Genomic DNA, 17,021 nt, shown 5'->3' with positions numbered 1-17,021 from the left:
GTCAGGCATCCGCCTTTCCGAGCAGGATCCGTGCTTCCGCCACGAGGGTGATGGAACCGGTCACCAGGACGCCGCCGGCGAGGTCCTCGTTGGCTTCGGCGTGCTCCACTGCCCACTCCAGGGCATCGTCGAGTTTTTCGGCAACATGGATGTTGTCCTCACCGAAGCCGAGATCGAGCGCAATTTCCGCCAGGTCCTCGGCAGGCACTGCACGGGGCGAGTTGGACTGGGTGAAGCAGTATTCGGCGGCGAGGTCGCCCAGGGACTCCTTGAGCTGCCGAAGGATCTCCTCGGCGTCCTTCTCCTTCAGGACGCCCACCACTACCACCAGTCGGGTGAAGCTGAAGGCTTCGTGGATGGCCTCGGCTGAAACCCGGATGCCCTCCGGGTTGTGGGCGGCATCCACGATGATGGTCGGGGCAGTCCGGAGCACTTCGAGCCGGCCCGGTGACGTGACCGAGGCAAAGGCCTCCTGGAGGACCTCGGGGTCGAGCGGCTTCTCGCCGCCAAAGAACGCCTCGAGCGCGGCAATCGCGACGGCGGCATTCTCCGCCTGGTGCGCTCCGTGCAAAGGCACCAGGAGTTCCTCGTACCGTCCGGCCAGGCCCTGGATGGTCACCATCTGGCCGCCTACGGCAACCGTCCGGGATTCGACGCCGAATTCCACGCCTTCGAAACGGTAAGGAACCTGGACTTCGCGGGCCTTCTCGAGGAGCACCTGGGCGGCGCCGACGGGCTGCGCGGCGCTGACCAGGAAGCCTCCCGGCTTGATGATGCCGGCCTTCTCGTAAGCGATGTCTTCCGTGGTGTCGCCAAGGAGGTCCGTGTGGTCCAGTGAAATGGGAGTCACCACCGACACCTGGCCGTCACCGACGTTCGTGGCGTCGGTGATACCGCCCAGTCCCACCTCCATGACGGCGACATTGACCGGCTGGTCCGCGAAGATGGCGAAGGCCAGGATGGTCAGGCACTCAAAGTAGGTCAGCCGGGGCTGGCCCTCTGCCTCAAGCTCGCTGTCCACAATTTGGAGGTAAGGGCGGATTTCGTCCCAGATCCGGACGAAGGTCTCATCCGGCACGGGGGCGCCGTCGATGCTGATCCGCTCGGTCACTTTCGACAGGTGGGGGCTGGTGTACCGTCCGGTGCTTAGCCCGTGGGCGCGGAGCCCCGCTTCGATCATGCGGGCCGTGGACGTTTTGCCGTTGGTGCCGGTGATGTGGATGATCGGGAACGCCTTGTTGGGCTCCCCCAGTACGTCCATGGCCCGGAAGAGCGGCGCAAGGCGCGGCTCCATTTTGTTTTCCGGCGCCCGGCCCAGCAGCTCGGCGTAGACGCTCTCTACGGAAAATTCGTCAGTCATTGCTTAGGCCTCTACTTTTTCTGCCGCGGTCTTGACAACACTGACCTGCGGTTCATTGATATAGGCCGGGACGGTGTCCAGCTTTACCGTCAGTGTTTCGGTCTTGACGAGCTCCGCGTTCGCCAGCAAAGCATCGACGACGTCCTGCTTCGCGGTAACAGTGGTGTGGATCCGGTCGCTTACGTTGAGTCCGGCGTCCTTGCGGGCCTGCTGGATGGCGCGGACCATGTCGCGGGCGGCACCCTCGGCTTCCAGTTCCGGGGTGACCTCGGTGTTGAGGACCACGAAACCGCCGCCGGGCAGGACCGCCGCCGCGCGGGATCCTTCTCCTTCCGCGGCTTCTGCCACTACCGTCTCCAGTGTGTACTCCTGCGGCTCCAGCTCGAGCCCGCCCGCCGTCACCACGCCAGCTTCCGAAACAGACCAGTCGCCGGATTTGGAGCCCTTGATGGCCTGCTGGACGTTCTTCCCCAGGCGCGGGCCCGCTGCCCGGGCGTTGACCACGAGCTTCTGTTCGATGCCGAACTCCTCCGGGGAGGCGCTGTCGGCGTCGAGCAGGCGGACGGAACGCAGGTTCAGTTCATCGGCGATGACGGCGGCGAAGCCTTCCAACGCGTCCGCGCCGGGTGCCACGACGGTGAGCTCCTGCAGCGGCAGCCGCACGCGCAGGTTGGCGGCCTTGCGCAGCGAAGATCCGGTGGAGCAGATCTGCTGGACGCGATCCATTGCTTCCACCAGGGAAGCGTTGGCAGGGAATAGCCCGGCGTCCGGCCAGTCGGCCAGGTGCACGGAGCGCCCGCCGGTGAGGCCGCGCCAGATCTCTTCGGAAACCAGCGGCAACAGGGATGCCGCCACGCGGGAGACGGTTTCCAGCGCGGTGTATAGCGCATCGAAGGCGTCAACGCTCTCGTCGAAGAAGCGCTGGCGGCTGCGGCGGACGTACCAGTTGGTGAGCATGTCCAGGTAGCTGCGCAGTTCGTCGCAGGCGCCGGAGATGTCGTAGCTGTCCAGCTGCGCGGTCATGTTCCGGACCAGGTCCCCGGTGTTGGCCATCAGGTACTGGTCCAGGGTGTCAGCGTAGCCGTCATAGCGCAGCTTGGCATCATAGCCGGCACCGCCGGCTGCCGCGTTCGTGTACAGCGTGAAGAAGCTGTACACGTTCCACAGCGGCAGGATGACCTGGCGGACGCCGTCGCGGATACCCTGCTCGGTGACCACCAGGTTGCCGCCGCGCAGGATCGGGCTGGACATCAGGAACCAGCGCATGGCGTCGGAGCCGTCGCGGTCCAGGACCTCGGAGACGTCCGGGTAGTTGCGCAGGCTCTTGGACATCTTCTGCCCGTCCGAGCCCAGCACGATGCCGTGGCTGATGACGTTGCGGAAGGCAGGCCGGTCGAACAGCGCGGTGGACAGGATGTGCAGCATGTAGAACCAGCCGCGGGTCTGGCCGATGTACTCGACGATGAAATCAGCCGGGTTGTGGGTGTCGAACCATTCCTCGTTCTGGAACGGGTAGTGGACCTGGCCGTAGGGCATGGAGCCGGAGTCGAACCAGACGTCCAGGACGTCCTCGACGCGGCGCATGACGGACTGGCCTTCTTCCTGCGTGCGGGGATCATCCGGGTTCGGGCGTGTCAGTTCGTCGATGAACGGCCGGTGCAGGTCAACCTGCCCGTCCTTGTTCAGCGGCAGCCGGCCGAAGTCTGCTTCGATCTCGGCGAGCGAGCCGTAGACGTCGGTGCGCGGGTATTCGGGGTCGCTGGACTGCCACACCGGGATGGGGCTGCCCCAGTAGCGGTTGCGGCTGATGGACCAGTCGCGGGCGTTGGCCAGCCACTTGCCGAACTGGCCGTCCTTGACGTTGCCGGGGATCCAGTTGATCTCCTGGTTCAGTTCGGACATGCGGTCCTTGAACTTGGTGACCTCGACGTACCAGGAAGACACCGCCCGGTAGATCAGTGGGTTGCGGCAGCGCCAGCAGTGCGGGTAGCTGTGCTCGTAGCTGGCCTGGCGGACCAGGCGGCCCTGGGCACGCAGCACCTGGGTGATGGGCTTGTTGGCCTCGAACACCTGCAGGCCAACGATGTCGTGCAGGTCGCCGTGTGAGAAGAGCGGCAGGAACTTGGCGCCCTCGTCCACGGACAGCACCACGGGAATGCCGGCCTCTTCACAGACCTTCTGGTCGTCCTCACCGTAGGCGGGTGCCTGGTGGACGATGCCGGTGCCGTCGGTGGTGGTGACGTAGTCCGCCACCAGGAAGCGCCAGGCGTTCTCGGTGCCGTACTTTTCGGTATCGCTGAAGTCGTTCCAGAGCGGCTGGTATGCCAGGCCGGCGAGTTCGGCGCCCGTGTACGTGGCGGTGACCGCGGCTTCCGCCTCCTCAACGCCGGCGGTGCCGTCGCCATAGCCAAGGTCCTTCGCGTAAGCGCCCAGCAGGTCTGCGGCGAGCAGGAAGCTGCCTCCGACCGGGGCATCCGGGGACGCCGCTTTGATGCCGTTGGGTCCGGCCGGAAGCACCGCATAGGTGATGGACGGCCCGACGGCGAGCGCCAGGTTGGTGGGCAGTGTCCACGGCGTGGTGGTCCAGGCGAGCGCCTGGACTCCGGCAAGCTGCCGGGACAGTTCCGACTCCCCCGCCGTGATGGGGAAGGTGACCGTGACGGTCTGGTCCTGGCGGTTCTTGTAGACGTCGTCATCCATGCGCAGTTCATGGTTGGACAGCGGGGTCTCGTCCTTCCAGCAGTACGGCAGGACGCGGTAGCCGTTGTAGGTCAGGCCCTTTTCGTGCAGCTGCTTGAAGGCCCAGAGCACTGACTCCATGTACTCGACATTGAGCGTCTTGTAGTCGTTTTCGAAGTCCACCCAGCGGGCCTGGCGGGTGACGTAGCTCTTCCACTCGTCCGCGTACTTCATCACGGAAGCGCGGCAGGCGTCGTTGAACTTGTCAATGCCCATGGCCTCGATCTGGGTCTTGTCCGTCATGCCCAGCTGCTTCATTGCTTCCAGTTCGGCGGGGAGCCCGTGGGTGTCCCAGCCGAAGCGGCGCTCGACGCGGCGGCCCCGCTGGGTCTGGTAACGGCCCACCAGGTCCTTGGCATAGCCGGTCAGCAGGTGGCCGTAGTGCGGCAGGCCGTTGGCGAAGGGCGGGCCGTCGTAGAAGACGAATTCGTTGGACCCGTCTTTGCCCGCTTCGCGCTGGTCGATGCTCGCTTGGAAGGTGCCGTCCTGGTCCCAGTACTTGAGGATGCGCTCTTCGATCTCCGGGAACTTCACAGAGGCGGAAACGCTGCTGGTGCCTGACGGTGCGGCTGACGCCTTGGGGTAATAGGTCATCTCGACATCCTGGGTTGAGCTAGTGAACAAGTGGATCATTCAGGATGCGAGGACGGCCCGTACGCTGTTCTGCAACAGCACCGGCACCGCGGTACCACCTCACTTACCGTCGCCGGACCCCCGTTGAGGGAGAGCACCGGCGTCGGCCGCTCATTGCTGCTGTGACGGGCTTACCCGTCCGGTTCTACTGCTCCGGGTTCCTGCGCTGGCAGGGGTCCGAAGGTTCTTCCGGAAGCTCACCGGTGATGGCCGGGTCGAAGCTGATACTCGATTCTACCCGGAGTTGCAGTGTTCTTCCGTAACCGGGGGCGTGCCTAGACTCGGGCGTATGACTTTCACTGCCCCGGCCGCTGCCGGAGTCCGGCCACGTAGCCGCTGGTCCGCCGTGTGGGCGGTGCCCGCCGTGCTGTTGACCCTGCCGGTTGCGGTCCTCTCTGTGGTCCGCGCCGTCCCGGCGGAATGGCCCACCCTGGCCGTCCAGCTCCAGTCCTTCACTCCATGGCTGGTGGTGCCGGCCGGCGCCGCAGTGCTCCTCGCAATCCCGGGGCGGCGCCGTTTTCTCGTCTGGATGACGGCAGCCCTCGCGGCCGTCCAGCTCTTCTGGCTGTTCCCGCTGGACCACGGCCGGAGCATCACGGAGGCCGGAGCGCCCGCGGCGAAGCTGACGGCGATGAGCATCAATTCGGAGTTTGGCCAGGCGGAGGCGGCCGGCATTGTGCGGCTGGTCCGGGAGAACGGCGTGGGGCTGCTGACGGTGCAGGAGCATTCGCAGGCGCTTGAGGACGGGCTGGCCGCTGCCGGGCTGGCCGGCCTGCTGCCCAACAGGATCAGCTCTCCAACGGACGACGGCGCCGGCAGCGCCATCTACTCGGCCCACCGCCTGGAAGCGGTTGGCGTCCTGCCTGACACCCCGTTCCATATGCCGATCGTCAGGCTCACGGTGGAAGGTACGGGAGCGCCGGCGGTCCTGGAGGTGACGAACGTCCACGCGCTTCCGCCGGTGGACGTGCGTGTGGACCAGTGGCGCAGCGACCTGGCTGCCCTCGCCCGCCTGTCCGCGCGGCCGGGCAACCGGCTGCTGATCGGTGATTTCAACGCCACGTACGATCACGCCGAGTTCCGCGCGCTGCTTGGCGCCGGGCCGGACGGCCGGAAGATGGTCGATGTGGGAACAGCCGCCGGCATGCGGCTGGTGCCCACCTGGCCGATGGAGGGTCACCGGCTGCCCGGCATTGCCATCGACCACCTGGTGACCAGCTCCGGCATCGCCGCTTCCGGCTACGCGGTCCACCGCGTACCCGGAACCGATCACGCCGGTGTGCTGGCGACGCTGAGCCTGCCGGCGGGCGGATAGTCCCCGGCTCAGCCCTGCTTGCGGATGAGCTTATAGTTGGCAGCCTGCGCCACGGGCCGGATCACGATCTGGTCAAGGTTGACGTGGTGCGGCGCCGTGACAGCGTAGCGGACCACATCGGCCACATCCCCGGCCGTGAGCGGCTTCTCGACGCCCTGGTACACCTTCCCTGCAGCCTCCTCGTCGCCCAGCCTGTTGAGGGCGAACTCCTCTGTCTGTACCAGGCCCGGGGCCACTTCGATGACACGGAGGTTGTTTTCCACTTCTTCCAGCCGCAGTGCTCCGGTCATGGCGTGCTGGGCGAACTTGGCAGCGTTGTAGCCGGCGCCGCCCTCGTAGGCGGAGAGTCCCGCCGTCGAAGTCAGGTTCAGGACTGTTCCTTCCCCGCAGGCCCGGAGCATCGGAAGGAAGGCACGGGTCAGTTTCATGGTGCCCAGGACGTTCACGTCAAACATCCATTCCCAGTCCTCGGTTTTGGCATCCGCGATCCGGTCCGCGCCCCGCGCACCGCCGGCGATGTTGATGAGGGTGTCAATCCCGCCGGCCTGCGTCACCTCGGCGAGGAGGCGTTCCACGTCAGCGTCGTCGACGATGTTCGCCGGAATCGCTGTGGCCCCGGTGGCTTCGGCGAGTGCGGCGAGCCGGTCAGCCCGGCGCGCGACGGCAAAAACAGTCCACCCTTCGGCCCGCAACGCGCGGACGGTGGCCTCGCCGATGCCTGTGCTTGCTCCTGTAACTACTGCTGCTTTCGTGCGCATTTCCTCAGTCATGGCACCACCCTAGCGCCGGAGGAAGCCGAGCAGCACACGGGTTAACTGGATACTGCTGCAAGGCGGGGCCGGGGATCATGAAACAATTGCTCCATGGCTGAAGACAATCAGGGTACAGACACGCCCACCACCGCCCCTATCAACGTTCCGGATAAGCCCGCCCTGGAGGGGTTGGAAGCTGCCCTGACGCAGCGCTGGCTTGACGAAGGGACCTATAAGTTCAACCGGGAGACCACCAGGGAGCAGGTCTACTCGATCGACACTCCCCCGCCGACCGCGTCGGGATCCCTGCACGTGGGGCACATGTTCTCCTACACCCAGACCGACGTCCTGGCGCGCTACCAGCGCATGACCGGCAAGAATGTCTTTTATCCGATGGGCTGGGACGACAACGGCCTGCCCACCGAGCGCCGCGTCCAGAACTACTACGGTGTGCGCTGCGATCCGGCGATCCACTACGACGCCGGCTACCGCCCGCCGGCTGAGCCCGCCAAGAACCAGCGCGACTTCGATGTCATCTCGCGCCGGAACTTCATCGAGCTGTGCGAGGAACTCGCGGTCGAGGACGAGAAGGTCTTCGAGAACCTGTTCCAGACCCTTGGCCTGTCCGTTGACTGGGACCTGACCTACCGGACCATCGATGACAAGTCACGGGCCATCTCCCAGCGTGCGTTCCTCGCGAACCTAGCCGCCGGCGACGCCTACATGGCCGAGGCCCCCACGTTGTGGGACGTCACCTTCCGCACGGCCGTGGCCCAGGCTGAACTTGAGGACCGCGAGGTCGCAGGCGCCTACTACCGCTACCCGTTCTTCACCGAAGACGGCGAGAAGCTCTACATTGAGACCACCCGTCCGGAACTGCTGGCAGCCTGCGCCGCCCTGGTGGCAAACCCCGACGACGAGCGGTACCAGCCGCTGTTCGGCAAGAAGGTCACCTCTCCCCTGTTCGGTGTCGAGGTGGAAGTTAAGGCCCACCACCTTGCCAAGGCGGACAAGGGCTCGGGCATCGCCATGGTCTGCACCTTCGGCGACCTCACCGACGTGACATGGTGGCGCGAACTCCAGCTTCCCACCCGTGCGATTGTGGGCCGCGACGGCCGCATCGTCGGTGAGACCCCGGAATGGATCACCACCGACGAAGGGCGGGCGGCCTTTGCAGCGATCGCCGGCAAGACGGTCTTCAGCGCGAAGGAAGCGGTCGTCGAGCAGCTCGCTGCTGCCGAACTCCTCGACGGCGAGCCCAAGAAGATCATGCACCCGGTCAACTTCTTCGAGAAGGGCGACAAGCCCCTCGAGGTGGTGACGTCGCGCCAGTGGTACATCCGCAACGGCGGACGCGACGAGGACCGCCGCGAACGCCTGATCGGCCGCGGCAATGAGATTGAGTTCCACCCCGCCTTCATGCGTTCGCGCTACGAGAACTGGATCTCCGGACTGAACGGCGACTGGCTCGTGTCCCGCCAGCGCTTCTTTGGCGTGCCCGTGCCGGTCTGGTACCCGCTCGACGCCGACGGAAACCCCGACTATGACGCCCCGGTCCTGCCGACCGACGAACAGCTCCCGGTCGACCCTGCCGCTGACGCCGCCCCCGGGTACGAAGAAGCCCAGCGCGATCAGCCCGGCGGCTTCACCGGCGACGCCGACGTCCTCGACACCTGGGCCACGTCCTCGCTGACGCCGCAGATCGTAGGCGGCTGGAGCACGGATGAGGACCTCTTCGCCAAGGTCTACCCGTTTGACGTGCGCCCGCAGGCCCACGACATCATCCGGACGTGGCTGTTCTCCACTGCCGTGCGCGCCGATGCCCTGCAGAACACCGCACCGTGGAAGCACGCGGCCATCTCGGGCTGGATCCTCGACCCGGACCGCAAGAAGATGTCCAAGTCCAAGGGCAACGTGATCGTCCCGACCGACGTCCTGAACGAGTACGGATCGGACGCCGTTCGCTACTGGGCGGCCTCGGCCAAGCTCGGGGCGGACACCGCCTACGAGATCGCCCAGATGAAGATCGGCCGCCGCCTGGCCATCAAGCTCCTCAACGCCTCGAAGTTCGTCCTGAACCTCGGTGCCACGGAAAACTCGGTGGTCTCCACGGACCTGTCGGTGCTCACGAACCCGCTGGACCGCGCCGTGCTGGCGCAGCTCTCGGACGTCGTGGCACAGGCCACCAAGGCCTTCGCGAACTACGACTACGCCCGTGCCCTGCAGATCAGCGAGAGCTTTTTCTGGCAGTTCACGGACGACTACGTGGAACTCATCAAGGACCGGGCCTACGGCGCCGCAGGCGAGGCCGAGCAGGCGTCCGTGCTGGCAGCCCTGGCCACCACCCTCGATACCCTGCTGCGGCTGTTCGCGCCGTTCCTGCCCTTCGCCACCGAAGAGGTCTGGGGCTGGTGGCGCAGCGGCTCGGTGCACCGTGCCGAGTGGCCGTCCGCCCTGGAGGTGTCCGACGGTGACACGACCATGCTCGCGACTGTGGGGATTGCGCTGAGCGGTATCCGCAAGGCCAAGTCAGAGGCGAAGGTCAAGCAGCGCACTGAGGTGCTCTCCGCGACGATCACCGCCACTGAGTCGCTCACCACGCAGCTGAAGGCCGGCCTTGCAGACCTGAAGGCAGCCTCCAATGCGCGCGAACTGACCCTTGTGGCGGGCGAGGGAGAACTCACCGTCAGCGACGTTGTGCTGGCCCAGCCGGAAGACGCGCCGGGCGCTTAGCCGTTCACCGGCTACCGGACATACGTGAAGCCCCATCAGCGTTCAACGCTGGTGGGGCTTCTGTCTTTGGCGGAGTCCCTTGCTTTAAGTCGGTTCACCCTGTTTTCGGGCAGTTCACCTGTTTTTGGGCAAAGGGGAAGCCCCATCAGCGTTTTGCCGTTGGTGGGGCTTCGACTTTTTCGATTGTCTCGTGACGTCTGTGACAATCTGGCGGAATCCTCGGAATTTCAGGTCTTCCTACCTCGTCACTGGTAGCCAGCTTCTGACTTTGCCGAAGGCTGCGTCAGATGCGTGTCACTGAATCTTTGGTTTCCGTGTCCCGCTTCTTTCGAAGTGGGTAAGAACTATTGTTGTCCCACCCAGGGGGATTAGCAAGGGTGCCGAAAGAACTACAAGGCAGTAATTCCCACGCCCCGCCGGGAGGCCGCCAGGGGGACCGTCAGTTGAATTCGGGCCGCTCCGTGCGGCTGCGCTTGATCTCGAAGAAATGCGGGTACGAAGCCAGGGTCACCGCGGCGTCCCACAGGCGGCCCGCTTCCTCGCCGCGGGGAATGCGGGTCAGCACCGGGCCAAAGAATGCCGTGCCGTTGAAGGCCACTACGGGCGTTCCCACATCCTGCCCCACGAGGGAGATGCCCTCTTCGTGGCTGGCGCGGAGCTGCGGGTCGAAGGCGTCTGAGGATGCTTCGGCCGCGAGGTCTGCCGGGAGGCCGCACTCCGCCAGCGCTTTGCTGATCACGATGCCGAAATCCTTCTCGCCGCCGTCGTGAATGAGGCTGCCCATTGCGTCGTAGAGGGGCTTGATGACCTGGTCACCGTGCTGCTCACGGGCGGCGATGATGACGCGGACCGGGCCCCATGCCTTGTCCATTGCCTCGCGGTATCCCGGGTCCAGCTCGCGGCCCTCATTGAGGACGGCAAGGCTCATCACGTGCCATTCGGTTTGGATATCGCGGACTTCCTCCACCTCGCCCACCCAGCGGGACGTGATCCAGGCGAAGGGGCACAGGGGGTCGAACCAGAAGTCGGCTTTGCTCACGGCGGTTTCAGGCACGGAGATCTCCTCGTAAAGTCATCAGGGCGTGGCGCACTTCAGGCGCACGTCTACCTAGAGCGACGAACTAAGCGGATTTATTCCGCCGCTTCGCGACCACGTCGTGGGCGATCATGGTGGGAGGGGCCTTTTTTGCCACGACATCCGCGGTGATCACAACGCTGGCGATGTCGTCCCTGCTGGGGAGATCAAACATCACGGGGAGGAGCACTTCCTCCATGATGGCGCGAAGTCCGCGGGCACCGGTGCCCCGTTCCAGGGCCTGGTCGGCGATCATGTCCAGCGCGTCGTCGTCAAAGAGCAACTCCACGCCATCCAGCTGGAACATCTTCTGGTACTGCTTCACCAGTGCGTTCTTGGGCGTGGACAGAATTTGGATCAGGGCCGGCCGGTCCAGGTTGGAGACCGTTGTGATGACGGGAAGACGGCCGATGAATTCCGGGATCAGCCCGAACTTGAGCAGGTCCTCCGGCATGACCTCGCCGTAAGAGTCGGAATTGTTCTTGACTTCGTTCAGCGGAGCACCGAAGCCGATGCCCTTGCGGCCGGAACGGGAGCCGATGATGTCCTCGAGTCCGGCGAAGGCTCCCGCAACAATGAACAGCACGTTGGTGGTGTCGATCTGGATGAATTCCTGGTGCGGGTGTTTCCGGCCGCCCTGCGGGGGCACCGAGGCCACCGTGCCTTCCAGGATCTTCAGGAGGGCCTGCTGCACGCCCTCGCCGGAGACATCCCGGGTGATGGACGGGTTTTCGCTCTTTCGGGAGATCTTGTCGATCTCGTCGATGTAGATGATGCCTTGTTCGGCCTTCTTGACATCGTAGTCAGCGGCCTGGATGAGCTTCAGGAGGATGTTCTCCACGTCCTCGCCCACGTACCCGGCCTCGGTCAGTGCCGTTGCGTCCGCGACGGCGAACGGAACGTTGAGGCGCCGGGCCAGGGTCTGGGCCAGGTAGGTCTTGCCGCAACCGGTGGGGCCGATCAGGAGGATGTTCGATTTGGCGATCTCGACGTCGTCGTGATGGACGCCTTCGGCCAGGCTGCCGCTCTTCGGGGCGTGGCCGGCCTGGATCCGCTTGTAGTGGTTGTACACCGCGACGGCGAGGGAACGCTTGGCCGGTTCCTGGCCGATGACGTATTCCTGCAGGAAATCGAAGATTTCGCGCGGCTTGGGCAGTTCGAAGCTGCCAAGGTCCGCTACTTCCGCGAGCTCCTCTTCAATGATCTCGTTGCAGAGCTCAATGCACTCGTCGCAGATGTATACGCCGGGCCCGGCAATGAGCTTTCGCACCTGCTTCTGGCTCTTTCCGCAGAAAGAGCACTTCAGCAGATCCGTGCTCTCGCCAATCCGAGCCATATGTGAACCCCTTAGTATCCTGCTGCTACCGCAGCACTGCACCGGTTGCTGGAATCACGGTGGGTCCGGAAGGTCCGGCCGTGACATCTTCCACTCTAGGTCACATTCGGCCTGAGAGGTGGAACCTTACGCGTTGAAAACGAAAGCCGGTGCGGTCCATTTTTCATGAACCGCACCGGCTCCGCGTGTCCTGCTGACTACCTGGTGATCGCCTGCGGCTTGATCTTGCGGGAATCAAGCACCTGGTCGATGAGCCCGTAGGACTGTGCCTCTGCGGCCGTCAGGATCTTGTCCCGCTCGATGTCGTTGTTGACCTGCTCGGACGTCCGGCCCGAGTGCTTGGCCAGCGTGTCTTCAAGCCAGGAGCGCATCCGCATGACTTCCGCAGCCTGGATCTCGAGGTCCGAGGCCTGGCCGCCCTGGCCGCCGGACAGTGCCGGCTGGTGGATCAGCACGCGGGCGTTGGGCAGTGCCAGGCGCTTGCCCGGCGTACCGGCCGCCAGCAGGACGGCCGCGGCGCTTGCTGCCTGGCCCAGGCACACCGTCTGGATCTCGGGACGGATGTACTGCATGGTGTCGTAGATCGCAGTCATGGCCGTGAATGAACCGCCCGGGGAGTTGATGTACAGCGTGATGTCGCGGTCCGGGTCCGTGGACTCAAGCACCAGCAGCTGCGCCATGACGTCGTCGGCGGAGGCGTCGTCCACCTGCACGCCAAGGAAGATGATCCGGTCCTCAAAAAGCTTGGTGTACGGGTCCTGGCGCTTGAAGCCGTAAGGGGTGCGCTCCTCGAACTGCGGCAGCACGTAGCGGCTGGTGGGCAGGTTCTCGGCAGACGATCCGAAATTGTAGTTCATGTTCATTTCTCCTGGAATCATTTCTGTCTACCCCGGTTACTTTTCCGCGCCGCTGGCGTTTTGGGTTCCGCCGCCGCCGGCCACAGATCCCGCGTGCGCGGCGATCTTGTCGAAGAAGCCGTACTCAAGGGCTTCGGGGGCCGTGAACCACTTGTCGCGGTCGTTGTCCTTGAGGATGGTTTCCACGGTCTGGCCGGTCTGGTCCGCGGTGAGTTCCGCCATGACCTTCTTCATGTGCAGGATGAGCTCAGCCTGGATCTTGATGTCCGAGGCGGTGCCGCCGATGCCGCCGGACGGCTGGTGCATCAGGATACGGGCATTGGGGGTGGCGTAACGCTTCCCCTTGGTGCCCGAGGACAGCAGGAACTGGCCCATGGACGCAGCGAGGCCGGTGGCGACGGTGACGACGTCGTTCGGGATGAACTGCATCGTGTCGTAGATGGCCATGCCTGCCGTTACGGAGCCGCCCGGCGAGTTGATGTAAAGGTAGATGTCCTTCTCGGGGTTCTCCGCGGACAGCAGCAGCAACTGCGAGCAGATCGCGTTGGCGTTTTCATCGCGGACCTCGGAGCCGAGCCAGATGATTCGCTCTTTCAGCAGGCGGTTGTAGATGTAGTTGTCCTGGGCTGCCGGATCGACAGTAGCCATCCGGGGGGCCCCTGCTTGCTGTGACATATGTACTTACCTCTCGCTGGCGACGGTGACGTCACGGGACGACGTCACTGAAAATCACTACTTGGACACTAACCGGTTTGGCGGCCGTTTTGTTCTCACGGATCGCGCTGTTCGCTGACGGCGCACGATTGCCCGCAACGGCACCGCAGAGCACGACACAGCCGCAATTCCGGGGTTAAACGGCGGAAGCCCCCGGATCAGGGATCCGGGGGCTTCCGTGCAACGCGTGCTAGAACTTCACTGCTGCCGGATCGTCGCTCGGCGCAGCTTCTTCGGTGGCAGCTTCGCCTTCAACGGCGTCGCTGTCGACGGCGGGGGCTGCTTCAGCCTCAGCGGCCGGCTCCTCTTCGCCGCCGGGGCGGACGAAGTCGCTCAGGTCAACCTTGTTGCCTTCGGAGTCAGTAACCTCGGCCTGGCCCAGCACGACAGCCAGCGCTTTGCGGCGGCGAACCTCGGAAACCATCATGGGAACCTGGCCGGACTGATCGATGATCTGGGCGAACTGGTTCGGGTCCATGCCGTACTGGCTGGCAGTGGTGACGATGTAGTCGATCAGCTCGTTCTGGCTGACGCCGACTTCTTCCTTGTCAGCGATGGCGTCGAGGATGATCTCGTTCTGGAAGGCACGCTCAGTGTTGGCCTTGACCTCGGCGCGGTGCTCTTCGGTGTCGTGCTCGCCGTCGCCGTGGGAGTTCTCAGCCTTGAAGTGCTGCTCCAGCTGCTCTTCGACGACCGACGCGGGAACGGGAACCTCAACGAGCTCAACGAGCTTGTCCAGGACCTTGTCGCGTGCCTCGACACCCTGCTCAACAACCTTGGATTCGGCAGCCTGCTTGGCGAGGTCCTCGCGCAGTTCGGCCAGCGTGTCGAACTCGGATGCCAGCTGGGCGAAGTCGTCGTCGGCCTCGGGAAGCTCGCGCTCCTTGACGGACTTGACCACTACCTTGACCTGGGCAGCTTCGCCGGCGTGGTCGCCGCCAACGAGCGTGGTGTCGAAGATGGCGTCCTCGTCGGCGCTGAGGCCGGTGACAGCCTCGTCCAAGCCTTCGAGCATGGTGCCGGCACCAACCTGGTAGGACAGGCCGGAAGCGGAATCAACTTCGGCGCCGTCGATCGAGGCGGTGATGTCGATCGTCAGGAAGTCGCCGTCGGCGGCCGGACGGTCCACGGACTTCAGCGTGCCGAAGCGGCCGCGGAGTTCGTCGAGCGCCTTGTCAACGTCTGCCTCGGAAGACTCGGCAGCGGCGACCTCGACCTTGATGCCGGAGTAGTCAGGCAGTTCGATCTCGGGACGGACGTCAACTTCGGCGTGGAACTTGAGTTCGCCGTCGGTCGCGGTGGGATCCGGGACCTCGGTGATTTCAACCTCGGGACGGCTCAGCGGGCGGATGCCGGTTTCCTGGACAGCCTCCTGGTACCAGCCGTTGAGGCCTTCATTGATGGCGGTTTCCAGCACGTAGCCGCGGCCAACGCGCTGGTCGATCAGCTTTGCGGGGACTTTGCCCTTGCGGAAGCCAGGGACCTGGATCTGCGAAGCAACAGTCTTGTATGCCTCATCGATGCTGGGCTTCAATTCCTCAAAGGGGACCTCAACATTGAGCTTGACCCGCGTGGGGGTGAGGTTCTCGACAGCGCTCTTCACAGTCTAAGTACTCCTGGTTTTGTGGGATGGGGTTCTGCAAACGCAATGATCTGACAAGCTGCAGAGTCGGGGTGACAGGATTTGAACCTGCGACTTCCTGCTCCCAAAGCAGGCGCTCTAGCCAAGCTGAGCTACACCCCGTAAGTGCACAGAACAGTCTACGGTCATAACGGCCGGATATGCACATTTGACACTGGGGCCCTGAATTAGGTTTAGTTATATCCGGCTCGAGCAGCCGACCGGAAGAAATGCACCAACAGCCCCTGCGGATCAGCAGCAAGGCCGGATGCCTTTCCACGGGGACGTAGCTTAATGGTAAAGCCTCAGTCTTCCAAACTGATTACGCGGGTTCGATTCCCGTCGTCCCCTCCAGGACACCACAAGAAAGCCCCTCTCCGGAGGGGCTTTCTTGTTGTCCCGGCAACTTGCCTCAGGACCCCTGCTGGCACACGGGGCACCAGCAAAGCTTGCGCGCGCCAAGATCCGTCAGTGCCACGGGGGAACCGCAGATCCGGCAGTCAAGGCCGTGCCGCCGGTAGACGAAATGGGACTCCCCGGGCGCTGGCAGGCCGGCCCCGGGTTCCGTCCAGTATCGGGGAGGCGTGGTGATGATCCTGCCGTCGCGGACGCCGTCGGACATCATGGCGACAGTGTCCTCCCAGAGCCCGTCCGCCGCGTCCGCGCCCAGGGAGCGCCCTGGAAGCCAGGGATCCAGGCCCTGGCGGAAGAGCAGTTCGGCGCGGTAGACGTTCCCGACGCCGGCGATCACCTTCTGGTCCATCAGCAGCGCCGCGAGGGGCGTCTTGCGTGCACGAACACCGGAAATGAAACCTTCCTTGTCCCCGGGAAGGTTACGCAACGGGTCGGGCCCCAGCCGGGCCAGGACGGCATCGGCCTCCGCCTCCGTGATGGCGTGGCACGTGGTGGCACCCCTGAGATCCGCCCACCCGTGGGCACCGGCAAGGCGGACACGGACGGCGCCCACCGGCGCCGGCGGCCCGGTGTATTCCGGTCCGCCGCCGGCCCCGGGGTCCGTTGCGCCGTCGTCGAACACTTCCCGCTCCCCCACCTTCCGGGGTGCGCCGATGCTGGACGCGCCCCGGAAAGTGGCGTCACCGCCGAAATCCCAGGCGCCATAGAGGCCCAGGTGCACATGCAGGGCGAGTCCGTTGTCGAAATGCAGGAACATGTGCTTCCCGTGCGCCACCGTGCTGAGCAAGGTGCGGGCGTCCAGCAGGGCCGCGCCGTCGGCGAACCTGCCCTGCGGACTGGAAACGGCGAGGCGCTGGCCGGCGAATACGTCCCCGAACTGGCGGGCCAGCCGATGGACCGAATGCCCCTCAGGCACTAGGCGATAACCTCGCCGGTGTTCTCGTAGGCCGCGATCTTGCCGATGCGGCGGACGTGCCGTTCATCGTTGCTGAATGGTTCCTGCAGGAAGGCTTCGATGATTTCCGTCGCTTCGTCCACGCTGTGCTGGCGGCCGCCGACCGCCACGACGTTGGCGTCGTTGTGCTCGCGGGCCAGGGTGGCCGTGGACAGGTTCCAGGCCAGCGCCGCACGGACGCCCTTGACCTTGTTTGCGGCGATCTGCTCGCCGTTCCCCGAGCCGCCGAGCACGATGCCCAAGGCATTGATTCCCGCAGCCTGGTCCGCCACGACGGCAAGCGCCGCGTTGATGCAGAAGGACGGGTAATCGTCCAGCGCGTCGTAGACCTTGGGCCCGTGGTCCACCACGGTGTAGCCCTTGGCCGTGAGGTGGGTTACGAGGTGGGCGCTGAGCTCCATGCCGGCGTGGTCGGTGGCGATGTGGACGCGCGGAAAGTCGGAGGATGTGGTCACGGCAATGTCCGTTCAGTCATAAGCACCGGTAGGCTTCCGGGCTGCTTCGGGGGTCGGATCCA

At 64.8% G+C, this 17,021-nt stretch carries 12 protein-coding genes and 2 tRNA genes; 3 read left to right on the top strand and 11 right to left on the bottom strand.

Features of this window, described 5'->3' with window-relative positions; all coding sequences use genetic code 11:
* Position 1 precedes the first annotated feature (1 nt).
* Both JOE31_RS10815 and ileS read right to left on the bottom strand, forming a co-directional pair.
* Positions 2–1,360 carry a folylpolyglutamate synthase/dihydrofolate synthase family protein gene (locus JOE31_RS10815; protein ID WP_209744157.1) on the bottom strand — a complete coding sequence of 453 codons (1,359 nt, stop codon included), beginning with the start codon at positions 1,358–1,360 and terminating at the stop codon, positions 2–4.
* 3 nt (positions 1,361–1,363) lie between these two features.
* Complete coding sequence (gene ileS, locus JOE31_RS10810; protein WP_209744154.1) at positions 1,364–4,693, bottom strand: isoleucine--tRNA ligase; 3,330 nt, start codon at positions 4,691–4,693, stop codon at positions 1,364–1,366.
* A gap of 328 nt (positions 4,694–5,021) precedes the next feature.
* Here ileS and JOE31_RS10805 point away from each other — a divergent pair, with 328 nt between their 5' ends.
* Positions 5,022–6,047, top strand: a complete 1,026-nt coding sequence (locus tag JOE31_RS10805) for an endonuclease/exonuclease/phosphatase family protein (protein ID WP_209744151.1) — start codon at positions 5,022–5,024, stop codon at positions 6,045–6,047.
* An 8-nt stretch (positions 6,048–6,055) separates the two neighbouring features.
* On the opposite strand, the gene JOE31_RS10800 is transcribed toward JOE31_RS10805, so the two are convergent.
* Complete coding sequence (locus JOE31_RS10800; protein ID WP_209744148.1) at positions 6,056–6,817, bottom strand: SDR family oxidoreductase; 762 nt, start codon at positions 6,815–6,817, stop codon at positions 6,056–6,058.
* A gap of 93 nt (positions 6,818–6,910) precedes the next feature.
* Here JOE31_RS10800 and valS point away from each other — a divergent pair, with 93 nt between their 5' ends.
* On the top strand, positions 6,911–9,532 hold the full coding sequence (gene valS / locus JOE31_RS10795; RefSeq protein WP_209744145.1) for a valine--tRNA ligase: 2,622 nt from the start codon (positions 6,911–6,913) through the stop codon (positions 9,530–9,532).
* A 439-nt stretch (positions 9,533–9,971) separates the two neighbouring features.
* On the opposite strand, the gene JOE31_RS10790 is transcribed toward valS, so the two are convergent.
* The 6 genes from JOE31_RS10790 to JOE31_RS10765 all read right to left on the bottom strand — a co-directional run bounded on the left by JOE31_RS10790 (position 9,972) and on the right by JOE31_RS10765 (position 15,258).
* Entirely contained in the window at positions 9,972–10,586 is a 615-nt protein-coding gene (locus tag JOE31_RS10790) for a disulfide bond formation protein DsbA (protein WP_209744141.1), read from the bottom strand.
* A 67-nt stretch (positions 10,587–10,653) separates the two neighbouring features.
* Positions 10,654–11,943: an ATP-dependent Clp protease ATP-binding subunit ClpX gene (gene clpX, locus JOE31_RS10785; RefSeq protein WP_209744138.1), complete on the bottom strand. Its 1,290-nt coding sequence runs from the start codon at positions 11,941–11,943 to the stop codon at positions 10,654–10,656.
* 197 nt (positions 11,944–12,140) lie between these two features.
* Positions 12,141–12,800: an ATP-dependent Clp protease proteolytic subunit gene (locus JOE31_RS10780; protein WP_209744135.1), complete on the bottom strand. Its 660-nt coding sequence runs from the start codon at positions 12,798–12,800 to the stop codon at positions 12,141–12,143.
* A 36-nt stretch (positions 12,801–12,836) separates the two neighbouring features.
* Entirely contained in the window at positions 12,837–13,448 is a 612-nt protein-coding gene (locus JOE31_RS10775) for an ATP-dependent Clp protease proteolytic subunit (protein WP_209744133.1), read from the bottom strand.
* A 256-nt stretch (positions 13,449–13,704) separates the two neighbouring features.
* Positions 13,705–15,117 (bottom strand): trigger factor, encoded by a 1,413-nt coding sequence (gene tig / locus JOE31_RS10770; RefSeq protein ID WP_209744130.1) that lies wholly within the window; start codon positions 15,115–15,117, stop codon positions 13,705–13,707.
* A 66-nt stretch (positions 15,118–15,183) separates the two neighbouring features.
* Positions 15,184–15,258: transfer RNA gene (locus JOE31_RS10765), tRNA-Pro, on the bottom strand.
* A 157-nt stretch (positions 15,259–15,415) separates the two neighbouring features.
* Here JOE31_RS10765 and JOE31_RS10760 point away from each other — a divergent pair.
* Positions 15,416–15,489, top strand: a tRNA-Gly gene (locus JOE31_RS10760).
* 58 nt (positions 15,490–15,547) lie between these two features.
* Here the strand turns inward: JOE31_RS10760 and JOE31_RS10755 are convergent.
* Positions 15,548–16,465 carry an Fpg/Nei family DNA glycosylase gene (locus JOE31_RS10755; RefSeq protein WP_209744127.1) on the bottom strand — a complete coding sequence of 306 codons (918 nt, stop codon included), beginning with the start codon at positions 16,463–16,465 and terminating at the stop codon, positions 15,548–15,550.
* On the bottom strand, positions 16,465–16,959 hold the full coding sequence (locus JOE31_RS10750; RefSeq protein ID WP_209744124.1) for a ribose-5-phosphate isomerase: 495 nt from the start codon (positions 16,957–16,959) through the stop codon (positions 16,465–16,467). The genes JOE31_RS10755 and JOE31_RS10750 overlap by 1 nt, the downstream gene beginning before the upstream one ends.
* Positions 16,960–17,021: the final 62 nt, after the last annotated feature.

Origin of the sequence: Arthrobacter sp. PvP023 (assembly GCF_017832975.1) — a bacterium.
Classification (GTDB): domain Bacteria; phylum Actinomycetota; class Actinomycetes; order Actinomycetales; family Micrococcaceae; genus Arthrobacter.
Note: the sequence above shows the minus strand (reverse complement) of the source record. Positions and strands in the feature narration are given on the sequence as shown.